This window comes from uncultured Devosia sp., from assembly GCF_964244875.1.
Taxonomy (GTDB): Bacteria; Pseudomonadota; Alphaproteobacteria; order Rhizobiales; family Devosiaceae; genus Devosia.
The window spans coordinates 153,232-178,583 of the sequence record NZ_CAXTKA010000004.1 but is presented as its reverse complement, the minus strand read 5'-3'; the positions used below and the strand labels follow the sequence as shown (position 1 = coordinate 178,583).

26 protein-coding genes and 1 tRNA gene are annotated in these 25,352 nt (G+C 64.2%); 7 read left to right on the top strand and 20 right to left on the bottom strand.

The features are described 5' to 3' along the window. Positions 1 to 40: 40 nt before the first annotated feature. From ACFE8X_RS07145 to ACFE8X_RS07135, 3 genes are all read left to right on the top strand, one after another. Entirely contained in the window at positions 41 to 466 is a 426-nt protein-coding gene (locus ACFE8X_RS07145) for a F0F1 ATP synthase subunit epsilon (RefSeq protein ID WP_375450763.1), read from the top strand. Between the two features lie 214 nt (positions 467 to 680). Then, positions 681 to 2,852, top strand: a complete 2,172-nt coding sequence (locus ACFE8X_RS07140) for a methyl-accepting chemotaxis protein (RefSeq protein ID WP_375450762.1) — start codon at positions 681 to 683, stop codon at positions 2,850 to 2,852. A gap of 105 nt (positions 2,853 to 2,957) precedes the next feature. Next, complete coding sequence (locus ACFE8X_RS07135) at positions 2,958 to 4,865, top strand: methyl-accepting chemotaxis protein (protein ID WP_375450761.1); 1,908 nt, start codon at positions 2,958 to 2,960, stop codon at positions 4,863 to 4,865. 40 nt (positions 4,866 to 4,905) lie between these two features. Here ACFE8X_RS07135 and ACFE8X_RS07130 read toward each other — a convergent pair whose 3' ends face one another. The 7 genes from ACFE8X_RS07130 to rsfS form a co-directional block, all read right to left on the bottom strand. Beyond that, a complete protein-coding gene (locus ACFE8X_RS07130) occupies positions 4,906 to 5,592 on the bottom strand; it encodes an aspartate/glutamate racemase family protein (protein ID WP_375450850.1) in 687 nt (228 codons plus the stop codon). A gap of 6 nt (positions 5,593 to 5,598) precedes the next feature. Further along, positions 5,599 to 6,132 carry an RNA pyrophosphohydrolase gene (locus tag ACFE8X_RS07125; protein WP_375450760.1) on the bottom strand — a complete coding sequence of 178 codons (534 nt, stop codon included), beginning with the start codon at positions 6,130 to 6,132 and terminating at the stop codon, positions 5,599 to 5,601. A gap of 11 nt (positions 6,133 to 6,143) precedes the next feature. Continuing rightward, positions 6,144 to 7,247 carry a divergent polysaccharide deacetylase family protein gene (locus tag ACFE8X_RS07120; RefSeq protein ID WP_375450759.1) on the bottom strand — a complete coding sequence of 368 codons (1,104 nt, stop codon included), beginning with the start codon at positions 7,245 to 7,247 and terminating at the stop codon, positions 6,144 to 6,146. Positions 7,248 to 7,336: 89 nt separating this feature from the next. Beyond that, positions 7,337 to 8,776: a S41 family peptidase gene (locus tag ACFE8X_RS07115; protein ID WP_375450758.1), complete on the bottom strand. Its 1,440-nt coding sequence runs from the start codon at positions 8,774 to 8,776 to the stop codon at positions 7,337 to 7,339. A 16-nt stretch (positions 8,777 to 8,792) separates the two neighbouring features. Then, entirely contained in the window at positions 8,793 to 10,199 is a 1,407-nt protein-coding gene (locus ACFE8X_RS07110) for a murein hydrolase activator EnvC family protein (RefSeq protein ID WP_375450757.1), read from the bottom strand. A gap of 104 nt (positions 10,200 to 10,303) precedes the next feature. Beyond that, a complete protein-coding gene (rlmH, locus tag ACFE8X_RS07105) occupies positions 10,304 to 10,786 on the bottom strand; it encodes a 23S rRNA (pseudouridine(1915)-N(3))-methyltransferase RlmH (protein ID WP_375450756.1) in 483 nt (160 codons plus the stop codon). 33 nt (positions 10,787 to 10,819) lie between these two features. After that, a complete protein-coding gene (rsfS, locus tag ACFE8X_RS07100) occupies positions 10,820 to 11,215 on the bottom strand; it encodes a ribosome silencing factor (protein ID WP_375450755.1) in 396 nt (131 codons plus the stop codon). 324 nt (positions 11,216 to 11,539) lie between these two features. Here rsfS and ACFE8X_RS07095 point away from each other — a divergent pair, with 324 nt between their 5' ends. Next, complete coding sequence (locus ACFE8X_RS07095) at positions 11,540 to 12,082, top strand: hypothetical protein (protein ID WP_375450754.1); 543 nt, start codon at positions 11,540 to 11,542, stop codon at positions 12,080 to 12,082. 50 nt (positions 12,083 to 12,132) lie between these two features. Here the strand turns inward: ACFE8X_RS07095 and ACFE8X_RS07090 are convergent, their stop codons facing one another. The 10 genes from ACFE8X_RS07090 to ACFE8X_RS07045 all read right to left on the bottom strand — a co-directional run bounded on the left by ACFE8X_RS07090 (position 12,133) and on the right by ACFE8X_RS07045 (position 20,462). Continuing rightward, complete coding sequence (locus tag ACFE8X_RS07090) at positions 12,133 to 12,765, bottom strand: nicotinate-nucleotide adenylyltransferase (protein ID WP_375450753.1); 633 nt, start codon at positions 12,763 to 12,765, stop codon at positions 12,133 to 12,135. A 202-nt stretch (positions 12,766 to 12,967) separates the two neighbouring features. Continuing rightward, entirely contained in the window at positions 12,968 to 14,248 is a 1,281-nt protein-coding gene (locus ACFE8X_RS07085; protein WP_375450752.1) for a glutamate-5-semialdehyde dehydrogenase, read from the bottom strand. A 158-nt stretch (positions 14,249 to 14,406) separates the two neighbouring features. Further along, entirely contained in the window at positions 14,407 to 15,525 is a 1,119-nt protein-coding gene (gene proB, locus ACFE8X_RS07080; protein ID WP_375450751.1) for a glutamate 5-kinase, read from the bottom strand. 175 nt (positions 15,526 to 15,700) lie between these two features. Then, the gene (obgE, locus tag ACFE8X_RS07075) at positions 15,701 to 16,744 is read right to left on the bottom strand and encodes a GTPase ObgE (protein ID WP_375450750.1); all 1,044 of its coding nucleotides are present in this window, start codon (positions 16,742 to 16,744) and stop codon (positions 15,701 to 15,703) included. Beyond that, a complete protein-coding gene (locus ACFE8X_RS07070; RefSeq protein WP_375450749.1) occupies positions 16,741 to 17,274 on the bottom strand; it encodes a GNAT family N-acetyltransferase in 534 nt (177 codons plus the stop codon). The genes obgE and ACFE8X_RS07070 overlap by 4 nt, the downstream gene beginning before the upstream one ends. Positions 17,275 to 17,323: 49 nt before the next feature. Beyond that, complete coding sequence (locus tag ACFE8X_RS07065; RefSeq protein WP_375450748.1) at positions 17,324 to 17,980, bottom strand: Type 1 glutamine amidotransferase-like domain-containing protein; 657 nt, start codon at positions 17,978 to 17,980, stop codon at positions 17,324 to 17,326. 116 nt (positions 17,981 to 18,096) lie between these two features. Then, positions 18,097 to 18,363 carry a 50S ribosomal protein L27 gene (rpmA, locus tag ACFE8X_RS07060; RefSeq protein ID WP_375450747.1) on the bottom strand — a complete coding sequence of 89 codons (267 nt, stop codon included), beginning with the start codon at positions 18,361 to 18,363 and terminating at the stop codon, positions 18,097 to 18,099. Between the two features lie 12 nt (positions 18,364 to 18,375). Continuing rightward, complete coding sequence (gene rplU / locus ACFE8X_RS07055) at positions 18,376 to 18,927, bottom strand: 50S ribosomal protein L21 (protein ID WP_375450746.1); 552 nt, start codon at positions 18,925 to 18,927, stop codon at positions 18,376 to 18,378. A gap of 224 nt (positions 18,928 to 19,151) precedes the next feature. Continuing rightward, positions 19,152 to 19,931: an MBL fold metallo-hydrolase gene (locus ACFE8X_RS07050; protein WP_375450745.1), complete on the bottom strand. Its 780-nt coding sequence runs from the start codon at positions 19,929 to 19,931 to the stop codon at positions 19,152 to 19,154. Between the two features lie 87 nt (positions 19,932 to 20,018). Further along, positions 20,019 to 20,462: a gamma-glutamylcyclotransferase family protein gene (locus ACFE8X_RS07045; RefSeq protein WP_375450744.1), complete on the bottom strand. Its 444-nt coding sequence runs from the start codon at positions 20,460 to 20,462 to the stop codon at positions 20,019 to 20,021. Positions 20,463 to 20,582: 120 nt separating this feature from the next. Between ACFE8X_RS07045 and ACFE8X_RS07040 the strand changes: the two genes are divergently transcribed. From ACFE8X_RS07040 to ACFE8X_RS07030, 3 genes are all read left to right on the top strand, one after another. Further along, positions 20,583 to 20,672, top strand: a tRNA-Ser gene (locus ACFE8X_RS07040). A 363-nt stretch (positions 20,673 to 21,035) separates the two neighbouring features. Continuing rightward, positions 21,036 to 21,812, top strand: coding sequence for a class I SAM-dependent methyltransferase (locus tag ACFE8X_RS07035; RefSeq protein ID WP_375450743.1), 777 nt, complete (start codon positions 21,036 to 21,038; stop codon positions 21,810 to 21,812). Between the two features lie 209 nt (positions 21,813 to 22,021). Then, positions 22,022 to 23,041: an SDR family oxidoreductase gene (locus tag ACFE8X_RS07030; RefSeq protein ID WP_375450742.1), complete on the top strand. Its 1,020-nt coding sequence runs from the start codon at positions 22,022 to 22,024 to the stop codon at positions 23,039 to 23,041. A 6-nt stretch (positions 23,042 to 23,047) separates the two neighbouring features. Here the strand turns inward: ACFE8X_RS07030 and ACFE8X_RS07025 are convergent, their stop codons facing one another. The 3 genes from ACFE8X_RS07025 to ACFE8X_RS07015 all read right to left on the bottom strand — a co-directional run bounded on the left by ACFE8X_RS07025 (position 23,048) and on the right by ACFE8X_RS07015 (position 25,334). Then, positions 23,048 to 23,545, bottom strand: a complete 498-nt coding sequence (locus tag ACFE8X_RS07025; RefSeq protein ID WP_375450741.1) for a DUF4126 domain-containing protein — start codon at positions 23,543 to 23,545, stop codon at positions 23,048 to 23,050. A 134-nt stretch (positions 23,546 to 23,679) separates the two neighbouring features. Further along, positions 23,680 to 24,510 (bottom strand): inositol monophosphatase family protein, encoded by an 831-nt coding sequence (locus ACFE8X_RS07020; RefSeq protein WP_375450740.1) that lies wholly within the window; start codon positions 24,508 to 24,510, stop codon positions 23,680 to 23,682. After that, positions 24,507 to 25,334 (bottom strand): glycerophosphodiester phosphodiesterase family protein, encoded by an 828-nt coding sequence (locus tag ACFE8X_RS07015; protein ID WP_375450739.1) that lies wholly within the window; start codon positions 25,332 to 25,334, stop codon positions 24,507 to 24,509. The genes ACFE8X_RS07020 and ACFE8X_RS07015 overlap by 4 nt, the downstream gene beginning before the upstream one ends. Between the last annotated feature and the right edge of the window lie 18 nt (positions 25,335 to 25,352).

The following is a 25,352-nucleotide window of genomic DNA, read 5'->3' as shown; positions in this document are numbered from 1 at the left end:
CCAACCAGCATGCCGGATTTCTTGCTCAAGGACCCAATGAATGGCTGAAGGCCTCAGAATTGAGATCGTGTCGCCCGAGCGACTGGTGCTGTCCGAAGTCGTCGAGTCGGTTACCGTGCCGGGGACCGAAGGGTATTTTACGGTCATGAACGAGCACGCGCCGTTCATGACGACGTTGCGGCCGGGTTTCATCACCGTCAATGGCGCCAGCGGACGCGACGAAATCTATTTCGTGCGTGGCGGGTTTGCCGATGTGTCTGCCGACGGCTTGACAATCCTGGCCGAAGAGGCTTCGCCCTATTCCGAGTTCGACCATGCCGATCTCGCCGCACAGATCAAGCAGGCCGAGGAAGAACTGGCAAAGGCCAATTCGCCGGACGAGAAATCATATGCCCAGGACGTGGTCAGCGGCTTGCTGAACCTGGCGATCGAGGCCGGGCAGCTGAACGGCGGTCACGTTCACTAGACTTACCCGGTTGGCTTGGCTTGCAGCCTGCATCTGCGTAAAGGCCGTCTCCACAAGGAGGCGGCCTTTCCATTGAACTGGTCGTTCTGCCTAAAATATGTGCAAGTCATTGAAATTCATACGAATTCTTTGCTTTGAAACTTATGCTTAAGATTTTGCCTCCACTTTGGGATCACAGGTGATCGTTGCGGCCCTGCGCCGCCAGGAGTGACGGATGGGCAAGGCCCTTGGCAAGGTGTTGGTCAACCTCAAATTGACCTCCGCGATTGCGGCAATGGTGATTAGCGCGATCCTGTTGTCGATTGCAGCGGTTTTGCTGGGCTTATGGATCAGCCTTGCGGGTACGACGCGCGAGACGGCGACTGCGGCAATCGCCAGCTCGACCCGGATCGCGGCACAGATCCTGGCCTATAACCTGCCCAATCTGGGCATCGTGGCCGACGGAAGCGGCGATGTCACCGATCTGAGCATCAACATGATGCGCAAGTTTCGCAGCCATGACGTGATCGACGGCATTGCCGGGGTAACACGCGAGCCGGTCTCGCTCTACCTGCTTGATCCGGCGGCGCCCGACAACCTGCAAGTCAACACTACAAGCTTTATGGACGGAACTGGCGAGCGGCGGCTGGATGCGCCGATCGCCAAGGGAACGCCCATGTTCGAGGCACTTGCCGGCGGACAGGCCGTGCGGCAGGAAGAAACCATTGCGGGGATAGGCTATTTCACCCGCTACCAGCCGATCCGCATGGAAAACGGCACCCTCATCGGGGCGTTGCAGGTGGCGGTCGCCAAAGCGCCGGTCGAGGCGGTGGTGGGACGCACCATGACCATGCTGCTGGTGGTTGGCGGGGTGGCACTGGCAGTCACTGGCGGCCTGGCGCTGCTGCTGTCGCAACGGCTGAGCCGGCCGGTGCGGCGATTATCGTCGGTCATGGGCGCCATGGCGGCCGGGGCGTTGCAGACCCATGTTCCCTACACCGACCGGCGCAATGAAATGGGAGCGATGGCCCGGGCCGTGGAGGTCTTCCGCAGCAATAGCCTGCGCATGGCGGAATTGGGCGAGCAGAGCGGCAAGCACTTGGAGCGCGCAGCTGACCATGCCGGACAGCTCAGCGCCATTTCGGCGTCGCAGCTGGTGGTGGAGTTCACGCTTGCGGGCGAGGTGCGGACGGTCAACCAGAACCTGCTCGACCTGCTTGGTTACGATGCCGAAGCGGTTCAGGGCCAGCCCAATGCGCTGTTCCTGTTTGATGCCGATCCGCAGTCCGAGAGCTATAAATCGTTCTGGCGGGAGCTGGCGGGCGGGGCGTTCAAGAGCGGAGAATATCGGCGGCGCCGACGGGACGGGCGTGAAGTGTGGATTCAAAGCACGTTCACGCCGATCCTGGGCGTTGATGGCGTGCCCTACAAGATCGTGCAGTTTGCCACCGATGTCACGGCCCGCAAGCAGGCCGTGGCGGCTGTCGGCGCGGGACTGGCAAAGCTGGCGGCGGGCGATCTGAGTTCGCGCCTCGAGACGCCGTTCCAGACCGAGTTCGAAGGGCTGCGCACAGCGCTCAACGACACGGTGGACAAGTTCGGCGCGGTAGTGGGGCAGCTCAAGACAACCTCGCGGTCGCTCAAGATCGCGACCGGGGAAATCCTTTCGGGTGCCAATGACTTGAGCGAACGGACGACGAGGCAGGCGGCAACGATCGAAGAGACCGCTGCGGTCATGGAACAATTGGCGGCCACGGTGGCGCGCAATGCCAAGCTGGCGCACCAGGCGAGTCTCGATGCAGGACTGGTGGCCAAATCTGCCGAAGAAGGCGGCGCCGTGATGGAGCAGGCCAATGCGGCCATGCTGGGCATAGAGACTTCCTCGGGCAAGATTTCCAACATTATCGGGCTGATCGACGATATTGCGTTCCAGACCAACCTTCTGGCGCTGAACGCATCGGTAGAGGCGGCGCGAGCGGGGGACGCCGGTAAAGGGTTTGCAGTGGTGGCCGTGGAAGTGCGGCGGCTGGCGCAATCGGCGGCCGGTGCTTCGGCCGATATCAAGCGGCTGATCGAGCAGTCGGCGAGCGAAGTGGCGCAAGGCAGCCGGCTGGTGGCTGATGCGGCGGCGCGGCTGCAAACCATGCTGGAGCGGACGCGTGCCAATACCGCGACGATGGACACCATGGCGCGCGAAAACCAGGAGCAAGTGGTGGCGATCGGCGAAGTATCCGTAGCGGTCAACACGCTTGATGAAATGACCCAGCACAATGCCGCCTTGGTGGAACAGACAAATGCGGCACTGGAGCAGACCGAGGCCGAAGCCACGGCGCTGGATCAGATCGTGGCGGTGTTCACGCTGGCCGGAAGCCAGACAGGCTCGGTCAAGGCGCGTCTGGCAGCCTAGAGAGCCCCTGATCGAGCCGATAGCGTAGTTGCTGTTTCATTAAGTTCTGCAGCGTAATCTTATCCAAGGCGCCCGAGTCGGGCTTGCCGTTGGGGGCGGCAATTCATGAAATTTGCGACAATGGTCACCTATGTTTCCGCAACGGTCCTGCTCACCGGAGCGCTGATGTCCGGTTCGAGCTTTTACGTGGGACAAGTGTTTGCCAAGGCGAGTGCGCAATCGGCCACGCTATTGTCCTCGATGCGCGAGCAGATGACGGCGGATATGATGCATGATGCGATGCGCGGCGTGGTGTACCGCGCGCTTTATGCGGCCAACATCGCCGATGCGGCCATGCAGGCAGCAAGCAAAACCGATCTGGCCGACTACGGGCAGGCCTTTCACGCGGCCATCGACGCCCAGGCCGAGCTCGACCTGCCGGCCAATATCCGCAACGCCCTGGCTGAAATCAAAGCGCCGCTCGACAGCTACATTGCCAGTGCCGAAACCTTGGTGGGCCTGGCCGAAGGCGGCGACATAGCCGGTGCGGCCGCGCAGCTGGACCCGTTCGAAGCGGCGTTCCGGACCTTGGAGACAGGCATGTCGGCGGTCTCGGACACCATCGAAGCAGAGAATGTGCAAGCAGGCCTCGAGACGCGCGCGATTGCGGGGCTTGCAAGCATGGCAAGTTGGGCAGGCGCAGGCCTGATCATGGCACTGGTGCTGGCTTTGGTGCTGCTGAGCCGCAGGTTCGTGACGCGCCCACTGGTCGGCATGACCGCGAGCATGCGCCAATTGGCCAAGGGTGACCTATCGGTCGTGGTGAGCGAACAGCAGACGATCGCGGAAATCGGGGCAATGGCCAGCACGCTCAAGGTGTTTGGCGAAGCCCTGCGCAGCCGAGCGGAGTTGGCGGTCGGCGCGGAGGCCAATGCAAGGCTTGACATGGCGCGGGCTGCGGAGGCCGCCGATCTGACGCGCAGCCTGGCGACGGTCGTGGGCGCCGCGGCCGAAGGCGATCTGTCGCGGCGCATCGAAACCGGGTTTGCCGATGGCGAATTGCAGGCCGTTGCCGACGCGGTCAATCGGCTTGTGGCAACGGTTGAAGGCGGATTGGGCGAAACCAGTGGGGTTTTGGCATCGATCGCGCGGGCGGAACTGGACCGCCGGGTCATGGGCAATTACGACGGCGCGTTCGGCAAGCTCAAGGACGATACCAATGCGGTTGCCGATCGGCTGACCGATATCGTCGGCCAGCTCAAGACTACCTCGGACGCGCTCAAAACCGCTACGAGCGAGATCCTGGCCGGTGCCAATGATTTGAGCGAGCGCACGACGCGCCAAGCGGCGACGATCGAGGAGACGAGCGCGGCGGTGGAACAATTGTCGGCGACCGTGGCCGACAATGCCAGCAAGGCCGAGGCCGCCAGTGCGCAGGCAGGCAGCGCCGCGCAAACGGCCGAGGCCGGCGGGCTGGTTATGGACCAGGCGACAATGGCCATGGAACGGATCACGCAGAGCTCGGGCAAGATTTCCAATATTATCGGATTGATCGACGATATCGCCTTCCAGACGAACCTTTTGGCGCTCAATGCTTCGGTGGAAGCGGCGCGGGCCGGCGATGCCGGCAAGGGCTTTGCCGTGGTAGCCGTCGAAGTGCGGCGGCTGGCGCAATCGGCAGCCAGCGCATCGGCGGACGTGAAGGTGTTGATCGAGCAGAGCGCGCAGGAAGTGGCAGGCGGCTCCAAGCTGGTGTCGGATGCCGCCGGCAAGCTGGCGCAGATGCTCGAAGCCGTGCAGGACAATCATCGCTCGCTGGACGCAATCGCGCGGGCCAGCCGCGAACAGGCCTATTCGATCGAAGAGGTGACGGTAGCGGTGCGGCAAATGGACGAGATGACCCAGCACAATGCCGCGCTGGTGGAACAGACCAATGCCGCCATCGAGCAGACCGAGGGACAAGCCAACGAACTGGACCGGGTGGTCGAAATCTTCAAGTTGGGTGATGCGAAGCTCATTCGCCGGGCCGCTTGAGGCGGCGCTTGACAGCGCTGAAGCCGGTCCAAGCGTTCACTCAGGCCAGCGCGGCGTCGACCAGCGCCTTGGCGTGCAGGTCCGTGGTATCATAGACCGGCAGGGGACTGACGGCATCGTCGATCAGCATGCCGATCTCGGTGCAGCCCAGGATGACTGCCTCGGCACCCCGGCCCTGAAGCCTGGCAATGGCATCGACATAGGTCGTGCGTGAGGCGTCCAGCACGATGCCCCGGCACAGTTCGTCGTAGATGATACCGTTCAGGTTGGTGCGGCCCACTTCTGGCACGAGGACCGTCAGGCCGCGCGCCTCGAGGCGCTCGCGGTAAAACCCCATTTCCATGGTGAAGCGCGTACCCAGCAGACCAATGGTCCTGAAGCCATCGGCCAGCAAGGCATCACCGGTGGGGTCGGCAATATGGAGGAAGGGTGCGCCAAGGGTATCGGCGATGGCATCGGCGACGACGTGCATGGTGTTGGTGGCCAGCCCGATTATGCCGGCGCCGGCAGCGACCAAGGTCTTGGCGCTTTGAGCGAGGATGGCTCCGGCGCCATCCCAGTCACCGGCCGATTGCATGGCGGCGATCGGGGCGAAATCGAGGGAATGGATCAGCAGCGGGGCTGAATGCAGGCCGCCCAGCCGAGCGGCCGTCTCCTGATTGAGCACGCGGTAATAGTGAGCGGTGGATTCCCAGCTCATGCCGCCGATCAGGCCGATGGTTTTCATCATATCCTAGGCGTGGGTGAAGCGCTGGGGGATGTCGGCAAAGGCAGCGACGACCTTGTCGTAGGCATCCTTCTTGAAGGGCACGATCAGCGCCGGCGTGTGGGTGAGACGCTCCCAGCGCCAGGCGTCGAATTCGGCCGGATGCTTGCCGCCCCCTGGCGTCAGCACATCGATTTCGCTGTCCTGGCCGGTGAAGGCGAAGGCAAACCAGCGCTGGCGCTGGCCACGATATTTGCCCTTGAGCGCTATGCCCAGCGAGTCATCGGGCAGGTCGTAATAAATCCATTCGGGGGCTTCGGCGAGCAGGCTGACCGATGCGATATTGGTTTCCTCATGCAGCTCGCGCAGCGCCGCCTTGAGCGGGTCCTCGCCCTTGTCGATGCCGCCTTGGGGCATCTGCCAGGGTGCGCCGTGCTCGGCGCTGTCTTCGGGATCGTCCTCGGGCTTGCGGCGGCCGATCAGGACATTGCCCTGGCTGTTGAACACGGCGATCCCCACGCAATCGCGGTAGGGCATGGCTTGGCGATCGAAACGGGACATGGCAAAGGCCTTTATTGCATCAGGGCACTGACGGGAACGAGCGTAATGCCCTTGGATTGCAGCGCACGCGACCATTCGGCCACGCTCTGGATGGATATGGGCAGTGCGCTGACAATACCAATAGCCGAGCCGTTCTGCTGTGCCTTGGCTTCAAGGCTGCCAAGCGCCGCCAGTATGGGTTCGCGGGCCGGATTGGTGTCGATCACCAGGTCGGCGCGCGAGTACGGCACCTTGTTGCCGGCTGCAAGCTGGGGGGCCAGCGAGCGATTGGAGGACCCATCGTCGATATAGCCCAGGCCGCGGGCGCCCAATTCCTCCATCATGGGGGAAAAGTCGGCGGCCGAGGCGGTAAAGCGGGCACCCATATTGTTGATCAGGCCGACATAACCACCAAAACGCGCCATCAGCCAGAACAGCTTGTCCAGATTGGCACGCGGCGGCTCGCCGGTGAGCAACGTCTGCGGGCCCGGATCGTTCTGCGGATAATCGAAAGGCTCCAGCGGCACTTCGAGCAGGATTTCGTGGCCGTCGGCGCGGGCGGACGACACGGTCGATTGCAGCGTCTTGCCATAGGGGGCGAAGGCCAGGGTCACCGCAGCGGGCAATTGGTCGATGGCGTCGAGCGAGCCCTGCTCGTTGATGCCCAGGCCGGTGACGATGATGGCAATGGTATGCTGGCCGGCGACAATTGGCGTTTCGGGCGGCGTGGCGTAAGTGGCGAACGGGGTTTCGCCGGTGGCCGAAATGCGCGGTATGGGACCGTTGGCGGTTTCCTCGCTGAGGTCGGGCAGAGCGGCGTAGCGGTCGGCGCCGGGAGCGGGCGCGGCGGCTGGGACCTGGCCGGCAGGATATTGCTGGGGATCGGCGGTGATGGTCACGGGGCCATTGGCGACGTCGCTGGCCAGGCTATTGGCGTTGCGGGTGGAGGTGATCGCTACCTCGTCGGTCGGTCGGCCGCCATCGGGATCGTCCACCAGAGCCAAGCGGGCGACGAAGCCGCCCAGGATCAGCGCGATCAGGCCGAGCAGCACGCGGGCCAGCGGAAAGCCGCGGGGCTTGCGCTCGCCCGGCTTGCGCTTGCGGCCGGTCAGCGGCGTGCTGAGATCATTGGCCATCGGCGGTTCCGCGGCGGTTGAAAAAATGGGGGAAGCAGCGAATCAGCTGCTTCGCCCCGTGTCATAGCCATAGCATGGACGGCGCCGGTCTATTCGCCCTTGGCCGGGAAGGACGGATCGGTCTCACCGCCGTCGATCAGGCGAATGGCGTATTGCAGCTGTGCATCGTCAGCCTTCTCGACCGGTACGAAAACCGAAGAGCCCACGGTGGTCTCCTCCTGGCCTTCGATGGTGATGTGGCCGGCGAGGCCCGCTTCGCCGATGATCTCGTCCTTGCCCTGCAACTCCTCGGGCACGACCTGGGCTACGGTAATGTCGGGCTGGATGCCCAGAGCCTGGATCGAGCGGTTGTTGGGCGTGTAGTAGCGGGCGGTGGTCAGGCGCATGGCCCCATCGGGACCCAGCGAGATGATCGACTGCACCGAGCCCTTGCCGAAGGAGCGCGTACCCACGAGGGTTGCGCGTTTATGGTCCTGCAGGGCGCCGGCGACGATCTCGGAAGCGGAAGCGGAGCCGCCATTGATCAGCACGACCAGCGGCACGTCGGCGATCAAGGCGTCGAGGGCATCGGGCTTGGCGTCGTAGCGGGCGCTTTCCTCGGGCAGGCGACCGCGGGTCAGAACGACAGCGCCCTGCTTGAGAAAGGCGTCGGCGACAAATACCGACTGGTCGACCAGGCCGCCCGGATTGTTGCGCAGATCAAGGATGATGCCCTTGGGGGCCACGTCCTTGCGCTCGGCATAGACCGACTTGATGGCCTTTTCGATGCCGACAAAGGCCTGCTCGGAGAAGCGCGACAGGCGCAGCACGGCGACATCGCCTTCCATGGACCATTTGACGGCCTGCATGGCAATGGTGGCGCGGGTCATCTCATAATCGATCGGGTCAGCGACGCCTTCACGCACGACGGTAACCTTGATGGAGGAGCCGAGCGGCCCGCGCATCTTGGCTACGGCCTCGTCCAGGGTCAGGCCCTGCACGTCGACGTCGTCGAGTTTGACGATGAAGTCGTTGGCCATGATTCCGGCCTTGGCGGCTGGAGTGTCATCGATGGGCGATACCACCTTGATGACACCTTCTTCCATGGTGACCTCGATACCCAGGCCGCCGAACTCGCCCGAAGTATCTTCGCGCATTTCGTCGTAATCGGCGGGTGGCAGATAGCCGGAATGGGGATCGAGCGAGGTCAGCATGCCCTGGATAGCGGCGCGGATCAGCTCCTGCTCATCAGGCGGATCGACATATTCGGCGCGAATGCGGTCGAAGATTTCGCCGAACAGGTTGAGATCGGAATAGACTTCGAGGGGATCGCGGGGCGCGGCGGCTTCCTCGGCGGGCGTCGGTTCGGGCTCTTCGCCGCCGGGCGCAGGATCCGCGGCGGGTGCTTGGTCCGGTGCCTGATCGGGGGCCGGGGCCGCTGGATCTGTGGCGGGAGCGGGCGGCGCCGGTTGCTCCTGGGCAACGAGGATGGAGGCGGGCAACAGCAGCGCCAGCGTCAAGGCGGCGGCGCGGATGGTCGGAAAGCGCATCAGGGTTTATCCACTCTCATGTCGTTTTGGACGGGGCAGCCCACCAGCCGGTGGGATCGATGGGCGCGTTGTCGTGTCGCAGTTCTATATAAAGGGTCGGCTGGGAGTTGCCAGCGCTGGTGGTGACGGTACGGCCAATTGTGCGTGATCCCATGGTGCCCAGGGGTTCGCCCATCAGCACGAACTGACCGATATCGACGCTGACCGCGTCGAGACCCGCTAAAAGGACCGTGTAGTTCTGTCCAGTATTGAGAATGACGATTTGGCCGTAATTGAGGTAAGGGCCCTTGTAAAGCACCCAACCGTCTGCCGGGGCCACGACCTGGGCCTGGGCGCGGGTGACCACGGACAGGCCCTGGCTGATGCCGCCAAAGCCGTCGCCGGCGCCGAACTCGACGACATTGACGCCATTGGAGGGCATGGCCAGATAGCCCTTGGCCTCGTTGAACGGCACACCAGGCTCGGTACGGGCGCTATTGGCCAGAGCCAGCTGGATCGCCTCGGTGGTCATGGCGACCCCGTCGGCTTCGGAGTTGGACGCCGAAGCGGCGGTGGAAACGCTGGTCATGCGTGCGTCGAGGCTATCGATCAGCTCCTTGAGCGAGGTGGCACGGGCGGCAAGGGCAATCGCGTCCTGCTCCTCGGCCTGCAATTGCGTGGTCATGACCGCGACGCCCTGCTTGCGCGCGACGATCAGGGTGGCAATGCGCAATTGTTCTTCTTCCAGCACCGAGTAATTGGCCATCAGGGTCGCTTGCTCGTCCAGGGCGGCCTGCTTGATTTCGGTCAGCCGGGTCAGATCGGCGGCGACAGCCTCGGCCTTGGCGCGCAACTGGGGCACGATGGCGGCGATCAGGATGGCGCTGCGCGCCGAACCCAGGGCGTCATCGGGATCAACGATCAGCGCAGGGGGCGGGTTGAGCGAGATGCGCTGCAAGGCGGCCAAGACATTGGCGATCTGGGTGTCGGCGCCATCCAGGCGCCCGCGCACCTCGAGTTCGGAGACGATCAGGTCGGACAGGCGCTCCTCGACATCGGCGACCTCGATTTCGGCCAGCTTGACGCGCTGGGCGGCGGCGATCAGAGCGGCGTTCTGCTTGGTGCGATCGCCCTCCATGTCGGCGATTTCTTTTTTGAGCGCTTCGGCACGCTCGCGGCTAAGGCTGATCGATGACTCGACGGTGGCGAGATCGGCCTGGCTGGCGGCAGGATCGGGAGGTGCAGGGGCAGATGTTGTGGCGGGTACTACAGGAACTGGCCCGGCTGCGGCCGGGGTGGCATCGGTGGTCGCGGGTGCCGGCTGGCCGGGGGTGGTTTGGGCGGGCGCCGGTGCCGGGGTCTGTGCCAGCAGGGGCAGGGCCGACAGCGCGGCAAGCGCCAGGCCTGCCACCATGCCTATCCTGACGCTGGGACGCACCGACATGCCTACTCCATCCATGGGGCAGGGCCCCGAATCAATCCGCGCACCATAGCAAGCGTGCGGAAAACCGCAGGTTAACGATGTTTAACCATGAGGGATTTTGGTGATCAATCACCGCGGTGGTAGGGGTGACCGGACAGGATGGTGGTGGTGCGGTAGAGCTGTTCGGCCAGCATGATGCGCACGAGCTGGTGGGGCCAGGTCAGGGGAGAGAAGCTCAGAGTCAGGTCGGCGCTGGCGACGAAGGTGGGATCGAGGCCGTCGGCGCCGCCGATGATGAAGCTAGTGGCGGGGCGGCCGTCGTCGCGCCAGCGGGCGAGGAGGGCGGAAAAAGCTTCTGATCCCAAGGACTTGCCGCGTTCGTCCAAGGCCACGACGATGCCTTCGGGGAGGGCGGCGCGGAGAGATTTGGCTTCCTCGCCCTTGCGGGAGGCCGAGGAGGTGGCGCGGGATTCGGTGAATTCGATGACCTCGAACCCGGTCAGGGCCAAGGGTTTGCCGGCGGCGATGGCGCGATCGAGATAGCGCGCGACCAGGTCACGTTCAGGCCCGGCCTTCATGCGTCCCACGGCAGCGATAGCGATACGCATTGGTTAGCGTTTCGCTAGCGTCGAGCGTGACATTCAGTGCGCATCGGCCGCGAAATCTGCCTGCCACATCTTTTCGATGTTGTAGAATTCGCGCACTTCGGGGCGAAAGATGTGAACGATCACATCGCCCGCATCGACCAGAACCCAATCGCAATGGGGCAGACCCTCGATGCGCGGCTTGCCGTAGCCGGCGTCGCGCAGGGCGGTGACCATCTGGTCGGCAACGGCGCCGACATGGCGTTGCGAGCGGCCGGAGGTCACGACCATATGGTCGGCCAGCGAGGACTTGCCGGTGATATCGACGGCGATGGTCTGCTCGGCCTTGGCATCGTCAAGGCAGTCGAGGATCACGTCGATCAAGGGGCGTTCCGGAGCTACCATGGCGGTGGGCGCGGCATCCGGGGTGGCGTTACTGGGCAAACCGGGCATCGTCAGTGGCCCTTTGCCCATGCCTTCAGAGCATGAGTCATGCGTTGAGATAGCATCCTTGGTTGTGGTTCGAATAGTGATTGCACGTCTTTGCAAACGACAAGCGGTCAGTTCCCGTCCGGGTAACGATCATCACAGAGCTCAATATGCGCTTTCCGGCGCAATTGTGCAAGGCAGCGAGCGCCCCGGTACGCCTTGGGCATCTCCCCTCCTCACGAGCATCACGTCAGGGTTACTGGCACTGGCAGCAACTTTAATCCCGGTTGCCGGTTCACCCCCGGCGTCATCTTGTACTGATCCACCAAGACATCAAAGGACTAGACAATGCAGCGACGTTCAATTCTTGCGGGCCTGGGGATGGCGGCGGCAACGCCGATCATGCTCGGCCAAATCAATGCGGCGTTTGCCCAAGAGGCCAAGGCCAGCAGTGCTGCGGAATACTACAAAGGTGTCGCGGGTCCCGCGGCGCTGTCCAAGGTGACGAGCGAAGAAGCCGTCACGCGCGCCACCAATGCCAATGCCAAGGAGTTCGCCGGGTTCGAGCTGGAAGAGGCCATGAGCGTGGGCATGGTCCTGCGCGAGGAAGACATCCCGGAGCCACCGATGGATGCAAAGAGCCAGGCCACGTTCGACACGATCCAGAATGCCGCCGATGGCGACGCTTTCGACAAGGCCTATATCGCCGCCCAACTGGAAAACCACGAATTCCTGAGCGATCTGGCCACGGCGTACCTGGCGACGACATCTCCCGATGAGGACGATGCTGCAGAAGTGCAAGGCCGGCATCTGGCGACATTGATGCTGGCCGTGTTCAAGGAACACGTTGCCATTACCAAGCGTATCCTGGGTGAACTTGGCGGCGCCTAGCGGCTTTCAGCGCCCGGGACAATCGGGCCGGCCCTTGCGGGCCGGCTTTTTCATGGCCGCTGGCCATCGGCGCGAATAGCCGATGAGGACAGGGGCGAGGTGACGCCGTGCAGATAGGTCCAGGCGGGCGCCGGATAGAAGGCGAGACGGCCGGCATCTGCCTCATCGACCCGGTATTTGGCCAGCGTTACGGCAGCCCGGGACGCAGGAACCCGCCGCGCGGCGCCGGGACGCACATAGACGGCAATGGGCAACATGGCGGCGATATCGGTCCAGCGTTCCCAATGGTGGAAATCGACCAGATTGTCGGCGCCCATGATCCAGACGAAGCGGCGGTCACGCAGCGTCTTTTTGAGAAACATGATGGTCTGCCAGGAATAGGTGAAGCCATGAGCGGCCTCGAAGCCGGTGACGCGAATGCGGGGGTGATCCATCACGGCGCGGGTGGCCAGGACGCGATCGGCAAGGGGGGCCAGATCCGCGTGGGTCTTGAGCGGATTGCCCGGCGTGACCAGGATCCAAAGCGCGTCGAGCCCAAGCTTTTGCAGGGTCTGCTCGGCAACGAGGCGATGGCCCTGATGGGGCGGATTGAAGCTGCCGCCGAACAGGCCGATGCGCATGCCCGCGCCGGAGGGCGGCAATTCGGTGATGCCGGGGAGGCGGAGGATGGGGCGGTGGGTCAAAATATTCCATAACTCAAGATATGCGGTGGCGCCGCCTTCTCCCCTGGCGGGAGGAGGAGTCCCGAAGGGGCGTATGGCGGGTACTCAAACTTTGCCAAGACATCGGATATGCGGACAGAACCCCTCACCCTGACCCATCCGCTGAACGCGGATTGGTCTGTCCCTCTCCCACAAGGGGCGAGGGGAAGAAGCAGGCGTGGTCTCACGGCCTGGTCTGGCCGGTGCCGCGGATGCGGTAGTTGAAGGTGGTGAGCTGTTCGAGCCCGACGGGGCCGCGGGCGTGCAGCTTGCCGGTGGCAATGCCGATTTCGCCGCCGAAGCCGAATTCGCCGCCGTCGGCGAACTGGGTGGAGGCGTTGTGGAGCAGGATGGCGCTGTCGACGCGGTTGAAGAAGGTTTCGACCGCGGCGGGGTTCTCGGTGATGATCGCCTCAGTGTGGTGGCTGGAATAGCGCTCGATATGGGCGATGGCCGCCTCGAGGCTGTCGACGATCCTGACCGAAATGATCGCGTCCTCGTATTCGGTGTGCCAATCCTCCTCGGTGGCAGGCCTGGCTTGGGGGATCATGGCCATGACAGCGGCGTCGCCGCGGATTTCGCAACCTGCGGCGATGAGTGAAGCAATGATGGGCTTGAGGTGGGTTTTCACCACGTCCCGGTGCACCAGCAGGGTTTCCGCGGCGCCGCAGACACCGGTGCGGCGCATCTTGGCATTGAGGACGACGGGGACGGCCTTTTCGAGATCGGCGGCCTTGTCGATATAGACGTGCACGATGCCTTCGAGATGGGCGAAGACGGGCACGCGGGCTTCGTCCTGGACGCGGGCGACCAGGGTCTTGCCACCGCGGGGGACGATGACGTCGATATTGCCATCAAGGCCCTTGAGCATCTCGCCGACGGCGGCGCGGTCGGTGGTGGGAACGAGCTGGATGGCGTCCAGCGGCAGGCCGGCCAGGTGCAGGCCATCGAGCAGGCAATCGACGATCGCCTGGGCGGACTGAAAGCTGTCGGAGCCACCGCGCAGGATAACGGCATTGCCGGATTTGATGGCGAGCGCGCCGGCATCGGCGGCGACATTGGGGCGCGATTCAAAGATCACGCCGATGACGCCGAGGGGGGTGCGGACGCGGGCGATGTGCAGGCCATTGGGCCGGTCCCATTCGGCGATGGTGGTGCCGACGGGATCGGGCAGTTCGGCAATGGTCTTGAGGGCGTGGATCATGGCGTCGATGCGCGTATCGGAGAGGGTCAGGCGATCAAGGAAAGCGCTGGACATGCCCTTGGCGGTGGCGGCCTCGATGTCGCGGGCGTTGGCGGCAAGAATTTTTGTGCGGTGCGCATTGATGGCGCCGGCGGCGGTGAGCAGGGCGGTGCGCTTGGCCTCGGGGGATGCGATGGCGAGCGCGCGCGCGGCGGCGCGGGCCTTGCGGCCGATCTTGGCCATGGTGGTGGCGATGTCGGTTACCGATGCCAGCGCGCTCATGAATATTCTCCCGTCACCATGGCTCGTTCTTTTTCACGGCGTCATTCCCGCGAAAGCGGGACCCTATTCGTTGGGCGGCGCCACTCCAAGAGTGGGTTCCCGCTTTCGCGGGGATGACGCCGTGGGTGGTGAACGTCAGTGGTGTGGCTGTCACCATTTCAGGCCGATACCAAGACCATATTGTCGCGATGCACAAGCTCGCTGCGATTGCCGGCGCCCAGAAGCTCGACCACGGTGGGGCCGCGCTTGCCCATGACGAGGCGGGCTTCCTCGCTGTCGAGACCGGCAAGGCCGCGGGCGATTTCGTGGCCCTCGGGGTCGGTGATGGCGATGGCGTCGCCGCGATCAAAGGCGCCCTTGACCTTGGTGACGCCGACGGGCAGCAGCGACTTGCCGGTGAGGAGGGCACGGGCGGCGCCGGCATCCACCTGGAGCGTGCCGGCGACGGCCAGCGTGCCCATGATCCAGCGCTTGCGGGCCTGGGCGCGCGATTGGGCGGGATGGAACAGGGTGTGGCGGGCGCCTTCGGTGATGGCGCGCAGCGGATGGTTTTCGGTGCCCCTGGCGATGATCATGGCGGTGCCGGCAAGCGTCGCGATCTTGCCGGCCTCGATCTTGGTGGTCATGCCGCCGCGCGACAGGTGGTTGGCGGCGCCGCCGGCCATGGCTTCGATGGCAGGAGTGATGGCGGCGATTTCGCCCAGGTGGGTGGCGGCGGGGTCCTTGGCGGGGGGGGCGGTATAGAGGCCGTCGACATCGGAGAGCAGCACCAGGCAATCGGCCTCGATCATGGTGGCGACGCGGGCCGAGAGGCGGTCATTGTCGCCATAGCGGATTTCGGCAGTGGCGACTGAGTCGTTCTCGTTGATGATGGGGACGGCGCCCAGCGACAGGAGCGTGGCGATGGTGGTGCGCGCGTTGAGGTAGTAGCGGCGCTCCTCGGTGATATTGGGGGTGATGAGGATTTGGCCGGTGACGATATTGTGGCGACCGAGCGCTTCGGCCCAGGCTTGCGACAGCGCGATCTGACCGGCGCTGGCGGCGGCCTGGGATTGCTCCAGCGGCAGGGCGATGGCGTCGAGATGCAGGAGGCGGCGGCCGAGCGCGATGGCGCCCGAGGAGACGATGACGATCTCGGTGCCGGCGGCCTTGAGCGCGGCGATGTCTTCGGACAGAGCGGCGAGCCAGGACGAGCGCAGCTTGCCGGTGGCGCTGTCGACGAGGAGCGCGGAGCCGATCTTGATGGTGAGGCGGCGGTAGGGGGCGAGAGGGGTCATGGTGCCGACTGGGATATCGCGGACCCCTCACCCTGATATTTCTGCTGAACGCAGAAATATCTGTCCCTCTCCCACAAGGGGCGAGGGGTGGTCCGGTGGCTGATTGACCTCGATGCCCCCTTCTCCCCTCGTGGGAGAAGGTGCCCGAAGGGCGGATGAGGGGGCTTTTGAAGCATCACGGCGCCCAATTGGGTTCGGTCTTGCGGCGGGCGGCCTCGAGCTTGGCGGCCTTGGTGGCGTCGAGGGTGTCGATAATGGCATAGAGGACCATGTCGGTGCCCTTGCCGGTGACGCCCGAGACCTGCAGGACCTCCTGTTTGCTGATTTTTTTCAGGAGCTTGAGCTTGTCCTTGAGCGCGTCGGGATCGATGGCGTCGATCTTGTTGAGGACGACCAGTTCGGGCTTTTCGGCGAGGCGCTCGTCATAGGCGGCAAGCTCGGCGCGGATGGTGGTATAGGCGGTCTTGATGTCCTCTTCGGTGCCGTCGATCAGATGCACCAGGACGCCGCAGCGCTCGACATGGCCCAGGAACCGGTCGCCGATGCCGGCGCCTTCGCTGGCGCCCTCGATCAGGCCGGGAATATCGGCCAGAACGAAATCGCGCTCGCCGATGGAGACGACGCCCAGGTTTGGATGGAGCGTCGTGAACGGATAGGCGGCGATCTTGGGCTTGGCGGCGGAAACGGCGGCAAGAAAGGTGGACTTGCCGGCATTGGGCAGGCCGACGAGACCGGCATCGGCGATGAGCTTCAATCGCAGCCAAATCCATTTTTCAACGCCGGGAATGCCGGGATTGGCATGGCGCGGGGCCTGGTTGGCACTGGTCTTGAAATGGGCATTGCCGAAGCCGCCATTGCCGCCCGAAAGCAAGACGACGCGCTGGCCAACCTCGGTCATGTCGGCGATCAGGGTTTCGTTGTCGTCCTCGAAAATCTGGGTGCCGACGGGGACGCGCAGCACCGTGTCTTCGCCATGGGCGCCGGCGCGGTCCTTGCCCATGCCATGGGTGCCGATCTTGGCCTTGAAATGCTGCTGGTAGCGGTAATCGATCAGGGTATTGAGGCCGTCGACGCATTCGATGACGACGTCGCCGCCGCGCCCGCCATTGCCGCCATTGGGGCCGCCGAATTCGACGAATTTTTCGCGCAGGAACGAGACGGCGCCGGCGCCGCCATCGCCCGAGCGCACATAGACCTTAGCTTGATCGAGGAATTTCATTGCAGTCGTCCCGTCCACGCGGCCCGCGTGATGATGGTGTCGATATGCTCCACCTCGGCGTTGCGCGCAAGGCAGAGCAGGGTGGAACGTCCGGTTTGGGTAAACCCGAGCTTGGTCTGGATGGCGAGCGAGGCCTGGTTGAAGGCGAAGACGCCCGAAAGCACCTCGTTGGCCGCGCTGGCGCGGAAGAACCAGTCGAGGCTGGCGATCACCGCTTCGGTCATGATGCCCTGGCCCCAAAAGGGCTGGCCCAGCCAGTAGCCGAGGACGGCGCCGCCCGAGCCGCGATGAAAGCCGACCTGGCCGGCAAAGCCGGTGCCGGGCAGCTCGATGGCGAAATTGGTTTCCTCGAGCGGCAGGCCGGGGCGGCGGGTGCGCAGCCAGGCGCGGGCGTCCGACAGATGATAGGGAAAGGGCACGCGCGCCAGGTTGCCGGCGACGGCGAAATCGTTGAGGTAACGGGCGATCGGCTCGGCATCGCCAGTGGCGGGCGGGCGCAGGAGGAAGCGGGGGGTGGCGAGGGTGGTCATAGCGCGGCGCTCCAGCGCAGAACCAGCAGAGGCTTGCCGCAATGATAGGTCATAGGGGCTCCCCAATGATCTCGACGTGGGAGCCATTTCGCAAAATCACCTGGCCGTCGCGAAGGGAGCGGTGCGTTTGGCCATTGACGAGCATATGGGCGACCGCCGCTTCGGCTAGCGCGGCTTCGGCATGGTTGGACCGAAAATGCGGTACGATGGAAAAGTCCACCAAACTGAGACCATCCCAGATGATGTCCGACGTATATCCCGGAGCGAGCTGATGTGGATCATCCATAAGTTCAATGCCACGGAGGGTAGGGGTCGCCACCACGGCACCGGCGCTGAAGCCGCCATAGACAAGGCCGTCGGCAAGCGCGGTGCCAATAGTCTGATCGAATCCGCTGCGCGCCATGGCGCGGCGCAACAGAAAGCTGTTTCCGCCTAACACCCAGACCAGGTCATAGCGTGACAGCGTTTCGGGCAGCGCTTCATGGGTATCGAAGTAGTCCCGCAAGTCAAGCATGTCGGCGGTGATGCCCAAATCGGCGAGTTCGGTGATGGGATCGTAGATATTGGTCCGATAGCGTACCTGATCGTCAGCCGGGATCATATCGAGCGCATTGCCAATGATAGCCGCGCGGCGGCCATTGCCCAAAAGCGCGAGCAGCGTTTCAGTGGCGGTGCCAAATCGGTATGACGACAAATAAAGCTTCATTTGGCTGCATCCAAACGAAAGAGGGGAACCGGCGACCGGTTCCCCTCCATCAACTGCGTTGGCAAAACCAACCGGGGACCCAGGTCACCGGAAGCGGTCTGCTGAACCGTGCCGGGTTATTCGGCGGCCAGTGCCGGTTCGACCGACACGAAGACCTGCGACTTGGCGCGGGTGCGGAAGGCGACCTTGCCGTCGATCAGGGCATAGATGGTGTGGTCCTTGCCCAGGCCAACGCCGGTGCCGGGATGCCACTTGGTGCCGCGCTGGCGGATCAGGATATTGCCGGCAATCACGGCTTCGCCGCCGAACTTCTTGACGCCGAGACGACGGCCGGCGGTATCACGACCGTTGCGGGATGAACCGCCTGCTTTTTTGTGTGCCATGGTGTGCGCTCCTTATTCCTGGTCGGCCTTGGGCGCGGCCTTCTTGGCCGGTGCCTTTTTTGCCGGCTTGTCGGCGGCGGCTTCGGTTTGGGCGGCAGCGGCCTTTTTCGGGGCTGCCTTCCTGGCGGGCTGTTCAGCCGCGGTCTCGCCGGCAGCGGCGGGCGCTGCAGCCTTGGGGGCCTTGTTGGCCGGGGCCGCTGCGCTGACGCTCGGGGTTGCCGTTTCGGCGCGGGCGGCGGCCTGGATGGTCGGCTGGGCGCCGCCGGTCAGGATTTCGGTGATGCGCACGGTGGACAGCAATTGGCGATGGCCATTGCGGCGGCGATAATTATGGCGACGGTTCTTCTTGAAGATGATGACCGTCTTCTGCTTTTTGGTATCGAGCAGTTCGGCGGCGACCATGGCGCCCGCAACCAGCGGGGCTCCCACCTCGCCGTCGATCATCAGCACCTGGTCGAAGGTGACGATGGAGCCGGCTTCGGCATCGAGTTTTTCAATCTTGAGAACGTCATTGGCGGCAACCTTGTACTGCTTGCCACCGGTCTTGATCACGGCAAAAGTCATCTCTGCGCCGGGTGTTGCAAACACGCCGGTCCCTTGTATCGCGCTTTGCGGCGCCGCAGGTGCGCCTTGGACGTTGCCGTCCGGTCCTGCGGTCTTCGAACTGATGCCGGACGGGTCCGGCGGGCAGCCTCAAGCAGCGGCTTATAAACCAAAGAAGCGCGCCAAGCGGGTTGGCACGCATTCCAAGGCGGCTTATCCCCGCAAAAGGGGGGGCGAGTCAAGGGTCAACCGGCGTTGGGGTACCAGTTGCGCAGGCGCACTTCGACGCCCTCTCCCACCTGGGCCTTGAACGCTTCAAGGTCGCTTTCGGCATAGTGGTAGGGATAAACGATCCTGGGCTTGAAGGTGTTGACCGCTTCGGCGGCCTGATCGACGGTCATGGTATAGGGCAGGTTCATGGGCAGGAAGGCGATATCGATGTTTTCCAGCGCCAGCATTTCGGGCGTCGGCTCGGTATCGCCAGCAATGTAGACGATCTTGTCGGCGAACTTGACCAGATAGCCATTGCCGACGCCTACGGGATGATAGTTCATGCGGTCGGGCGTCGTGTTGTGGGCGGGAATGGCCGCCACCGGCAGGGCATTGAGCGCGCCTTCCTCGCCATTGGCTACGGCGGTGGCATTGGCCTTGAGCGCCTCGGGCAATTTGTCGAACACTTCCTGCGTGGTCAGGATCGGCACGGTGCCGGCGATAGCCTCGAGGGTGGGAATATCGAAATGATCGCCATGGGCATGGGTGATCAGGATGGCGGTGGGCGCGGGCAGACCCTGGTAGAGTTCGGCGCCGCCGACGGGATCGACATAGATGACCTGATCCTGCCAGCCGAGCAGGAGACTGGCATGATCGACCGGGTGAATGATGACGTCGCCATCGGCGGTGGTCAGGGTGTCCCCGTCCAAGGTAGGAGTGTCCGTTTGTGAAAAGGCGGGGCTAAGCCCGGCGGCGAGAAAGGAGGCGAGCGGCAATGAAGCCATGCCGATGACGAGGTGGCGACGCTTGAGCATGGGAATGTCCTTGGTGAAATCTGCGTTCGGTGAACGCAGGCTCGGTCGGCCAGGTTCATCGCCCACGCAAATGTGACTCCAATGAGACTAGCGCGCGGTCAGCCGGGCCCGGAGCGTCGTGACCGTGGCGATCTCGCCGGCGAGTACGTCCGGCTTGTGGATCAAGGACCAGTGCGCCAGCGTCCAGGGCGTGGCGTCGGTGGAAACAGACATGGTGGGCAGATAGGCCATGGCCGTCGTCTCGCCGGTTTCGGTCAAGACCACAAGCGTGGCGCGGTGATATTCGTCGCCTTCAAAGGCGTCCAGCATGTCCAGTTCGGCAGCGGTCAGGCCCTGCAGCAGCAGGCCCGGCGCGCTGGCGCCGGCAAGGGCAACGAGACCCGGATAGACCCGGCCCGGCATGTGCACGGCCCGAAACCCCGGCGCCTGGGCGACGGTGATGGCGTCGCCGTCAGCACGGCGGCTCAGCAGCGCCCGACGAAGGTCGGGATCGCGCAGGGTCCCATAGACAAAGAGCGGGTGCGGGGTCACGGCGGGCTCCTGTGCTGGCGGCGCCGCTGCGGGCAGATGGGGAGTTGCAGGGTGCTCCTGCCTATGTCATAAGCCCGCCCATGTCGACCGGGCCCGCGCAGGCGGACATGACGACCTCGCGGAGAGGTGGCAGAGCGGTTGAATGCACCGCACTCGAAATGCGGCATAGGGGCAACTCTATCGGGGGTTCGAATCCCCCCCTCTCCGCCATCGGCGCTCAGAAGCTCCGGACAGCAATAGCGCGTTAAGGCCAGCATTTGGACGATCGAGAACCATGTGCCCGCCGTCGCGGCGAGATCTCAGGCCTGCGACGCCGCCTCAAGCATGACCTAGAAGCGCTCACATGCATTGCCGGCCGCTCCGTCGACCTGCCGGCCGGCGCGTCGGCGCGGGCGCGCATGCAGCAATGGGACACCGGCCGGGTCTTCGATGATGGCTCCCGCCAGGGCCGGCGCCGCATGGAGCGAAGGACGTTGTCTCATGTGCGGTTTGCAAACAGCGCGTATTGGTTCATATCGTTTTCCAATTGCCGCGGTCACGGGCATTTTGGCAGCGCAGATCAGGGGATAGGCAATGGACGAGCGGCATGCGGACGGCAGCGCCGGCGACGCCAATTATGGCGTGATTGGCGTCAATTACACGAACTATCGGCAGCCGGAACCGTATTTCACGCAGCGCATCGCGGTGGCATTGGGTGAGGCCAGGAGTGTGCTCAATGTCGGCGCCGGGGCCGGTTCCTATGAGCCGGCCGATCGCGACGTGACCGCGCTCGAGCCATCGGCCGCCATGCGCGCGCAACGACCGGCGCATCTGAGCCCGGCCGTGGACGGCGTGGCGGAACGCCTGACGTTCAACGATCAGAGCTTTGATGCCAGCATGGCGACGTTCTCGGTGCATCAGTGGAAGGATCTGGCCGCAGGCCTTGGTGAAATGCGGCGGGTGACGCGGGGAGCGGTGCTGATCCTGACCTGCGATCCGGCGGCGCTGGACCGGTTCTGGCTCAACGACTACGCGCCCGAAGCCATCGCCGTGGAAGCGGGACGCTATCCAGGCCTGCAGACGATCGTCGACGGTTTGGGGGGAACGGTGGACATCCAGCCGATGCCGATCCCGCTGGGCTGCGTCGACGGCTTCGGCGAAGCCTATTACGGCCGCCCCGAGCGTCTGTTGGAGCCGGGGGCCCGGCTGGCCAACTCGGCCTGGAGTTTTGTCGACCCTGCGGTCGGTCCGCGCTTCGTCGAGCATCTGGGCCGCGACCTTGCCGATGGGACCTGGGACCGCAAATACGGCCACCTGCGCCATGAGCCTTGCTTTGATGGCGCACTCCGCCTGATCGTCGGCCGGCCATGATGTACAAACTTTTCTGAAGACGTCCGGAAGGGGACGGGAATGACCATGCTTGGGGCGACGCGCGTTGGTGGCCGCGGCGCTTGCCAGATCGATGGTCGACCCCTGCTTGAGCCGCCGCTGATTTCACGTCGGACCAAGATTTAGCGCCCTCGGCTTTGAACCATAGGCGGGACCTGCCGTTGAGCCACTCGCAACGGAAAGTTTTTCCCATGACGTTCAAGCTAAAACCCGTGGACGAACAGGTCATCGTCGTTACCGGCGCTTCGAGCGGCAACGGGCTGGCAATCGCGGAAGAAGCAGCGCGGCGTGGCGCCGCCGTTGTGCTGGTGGCGCGCAGCGGCGAGGCGCTGAACCACATTGCCCAACGACTGCAAGCGGGCGGGGCACGGGTCGCCGTCTGTGTCGCGGACGTTGCCTTGCCCGGCGATGTCGCCCGGATCGCCGAGGTGGCGATCGCCGCGTTTGGACGGTTCGACACCTGGGTCAACAATGCGGCTTCGGGCGCCTATGGGACCATGGAACAGCTGAGCCTGGACGATCATCGCCGGATTATGGACGTCAATTATTTTGGCGTGCTGGAAGGCTCTCTGGTGGCCGCCAAACACTTGCGGGGCCATGGCGGCGCCATCATCAATATCGGCTCGGTGCTCGGCGATGCCAGCGTATTGCTGCAGGGTGCCTATGCCGCATCCAAGCACGCCGTCCATGCCGCGACCGAGACCCTGCGCATGGAACTGGAGCGGGACGGTGCACCCATCTCGGTTACCCTGATCCAGCCGGCGTCAATGCATACGCCATTTGCCGAGCGGGCGCGCAGCTACCTCGATGCGCCGCCGCGCCTGCCGCCGCTGCTCTACGATCCGCGCCTTGTTGCCGATGCCGTGCTGTTCGCGGCCGCACACCGGCGTCGCACCTTGCGCGTCGGGAGTGCAGGACAATGGATTTCCCTTGGACGCGCGGTGGCGCCGGCAACGTCGGAATTTTTGATAAGGACGTTCGGCAAAGCCTTGCAGGTCAGCCGCGATCCGGGCAATCCGGCCTGGCGCGACACTCTGTTCGAGCCGCGTCCCGCCGGCGCAATCGAGGGTAGCCAGGCCCTGGTCGTGCGTCGCCACAGCTATATCCTGGAAGCGCAAAAGCGGCCGGGACTGACGGCGCTGATGATTTCGGCAGGGGCAATGGTCGCGTTCGTCGCGCTCAGGCGCTGGCTGCGGCCAAGACGAGTATAGCCCAGGTTAACCGATTGCGGGCCGCCGATGTCCGGCGGTCTGACTGTCAATGCCCATAAGCCTGGGGTTGGCGATAGCCATTCCACTCGCAAAGACAATGGCGTCTTCCACCAGACCCGTCGGCGTTTGTCCATAGCGGCGCATGGCGGCCATCCGCAATCGCCAGCCGAAATAGGACGAGACGAGTGCCGTACCCACGGCCACCGCAGCGCCCAGCGTGCGCCGATCCCTGGGCGCGAGGGCCGCACCGGCATAGGCGGCGGTCATGGCACGGACGGCCAGCCCGATCGGCACGATCCGGTCCGGGGCCGATTTCATCTTGTCGCCGCCCATCTCGGCTGCTGCAAGAGCCGTGGCCCCGGCCGTGACCACCGGGTGAAGGAAAAGATTCTGCAGGGGCAGATCGGCGTGGATCTCCCTTCGGAGCGTGGCGATGCCAATTACTGCCAGCGGCGTGATCCCGCGTTGTCCAGTGACCAAGCCGATCAAAAAAGAACGAAGCATGAGACTTCTCCAGATCCAATTGCATCCGGCCTTGCCGATGTCGCGCCCGGACAACAGTTGATGGATGGAAACGATCCGACAGTGTTTCCGGGCTGTAGCCACCCTGCGTCCCCGCAAGGCCGAACGGCAGATGCCTAGTCGTCCATCAAAGCGGCCCGCACTGCCTGCCAGCTCGGCTGGTCCGGGGCCAGCAACAACTGGCCCTGGCGCATCGTCGGGCCATAGGCCTGGCCGGTGAGCAAGGCGCTATAGCCACCGGCCTCCTTGTGGATCAAGGCGCCGGCGGCATGGTCCCAGGGCATCAGGCTGGCATTGAGGCAAAAGCTCATCGCGCCCGTTGCCAGCATGCGATATTCGAAGGCCGAGCAGTTCCAGCTGGTGGTGCGCAAAAAGCGCGGCAGGCGCGGCCCCAGGCGTGTTTGCATATCGGCGGGGAACATCTGCAGGGGCACAAAGCCGTGCATGGCGCCGATCGGCGACGGGGGTGCAACGGACAATCGGGTCATGACACCGGCAGCGGTTACCTGCCAGGCGCCTCGTCCAGGACGCGCGACAAGGAAATCGCCGGTTACCGGATAGTGGATGAGCCCGGCAATCGTCTCGCCACCGGCGACAATCGCCAGGATGCTGCCGAACAGCGGCACGCCATGGGCAAAATTCCAGGTGCCGTCGACCGGGTCGATGATGGCAACGAGGTCGGCATCGGCAAGGCGTGAGAGAATGGCGGCGTCGTTCGAGACGGCCTCCTCGCCGACGATGGCCAGGTCACCCAGGCGATCGGCGAGCAGCGTGCCGAGCAGGCGTTCGGCGCCGATATCGGCATCGGTCACCAGATCGTCGGGCGAGGTCTTGGTGCGGACGGCATCGGCGGCGATCGCGTTGAAACGCGGCAGGATCTCGGTTTGCGCCGTCAGTGCCATGTCGTCCATCAGGGCCTGCAACAGGTCGTCGCCGATGATCTTCATGAGCGCTGGCTCGCCAGATAGGCCTTGAGCGCCGAGGGCTGATCGGTCTGAATGGCGCCGATGCCGGCGTCGATCAATCGCCCCCAGATACGGTCCGGATCGGCCAGGGCAGCCGTGTCGGTCCATTGCCCGCTGCCGGGCTGGTCGAGCGTATTGACCCACAGCGCCATGCCGGCCCGCTGGAATGCCTGGCGGTTATCGGCGATGGTCTTGAGGTCATCGAAGCGAATTTCGCTCATGAAGGGTTGGAGCTGCGACAGCACCGAAAGGGTTTGGCCCAAGGTGTCGGCGGAAAAATGCGTCATGGCCATGAAGGGCAGGTCGGCAATGTCCTGGGCACGGACCCAGGCGATATTGTCGGCGGTCATAACGGCGGCCTTGAGGTCGACATGGCTTGCGGCCCCCATGGCGCGGGCGCAGGCGGCCACTTCGGCAAACAGCCTGCGGTCCTTGAGATCGAGATCGGCAAAAATGCGGCCACGGACAAGCTCGAGCGCTTGTCGCAGCGTCGGGATGCGCTGGTCGGTCGACAGGCGATGGTCGCCGCCATCGTCCTGGCGCAGGAGCATGGCCTGCAACTCGGCCATGGTGCAGCTCTCGGCATGCCGATCGGTCCCCACCATGCGCTTAAGGGTATTGTCATGCATCAGGAAGAGTTCGCCATCGGCACTGCGGCGCACATCGAGTTCCACGATGTTGGCACCGATCGCAATGGCGTTTTCGATGGCAGCCAGACTGTTCTCGGGCGCGCCGTGCCAGGCTCCGCGATGGGCCACGATGGCGCAATCGCGCGCCGGATCGGCGATGTAGTCGATATAGCTCATGCTGGCTCTTTCGGTCGG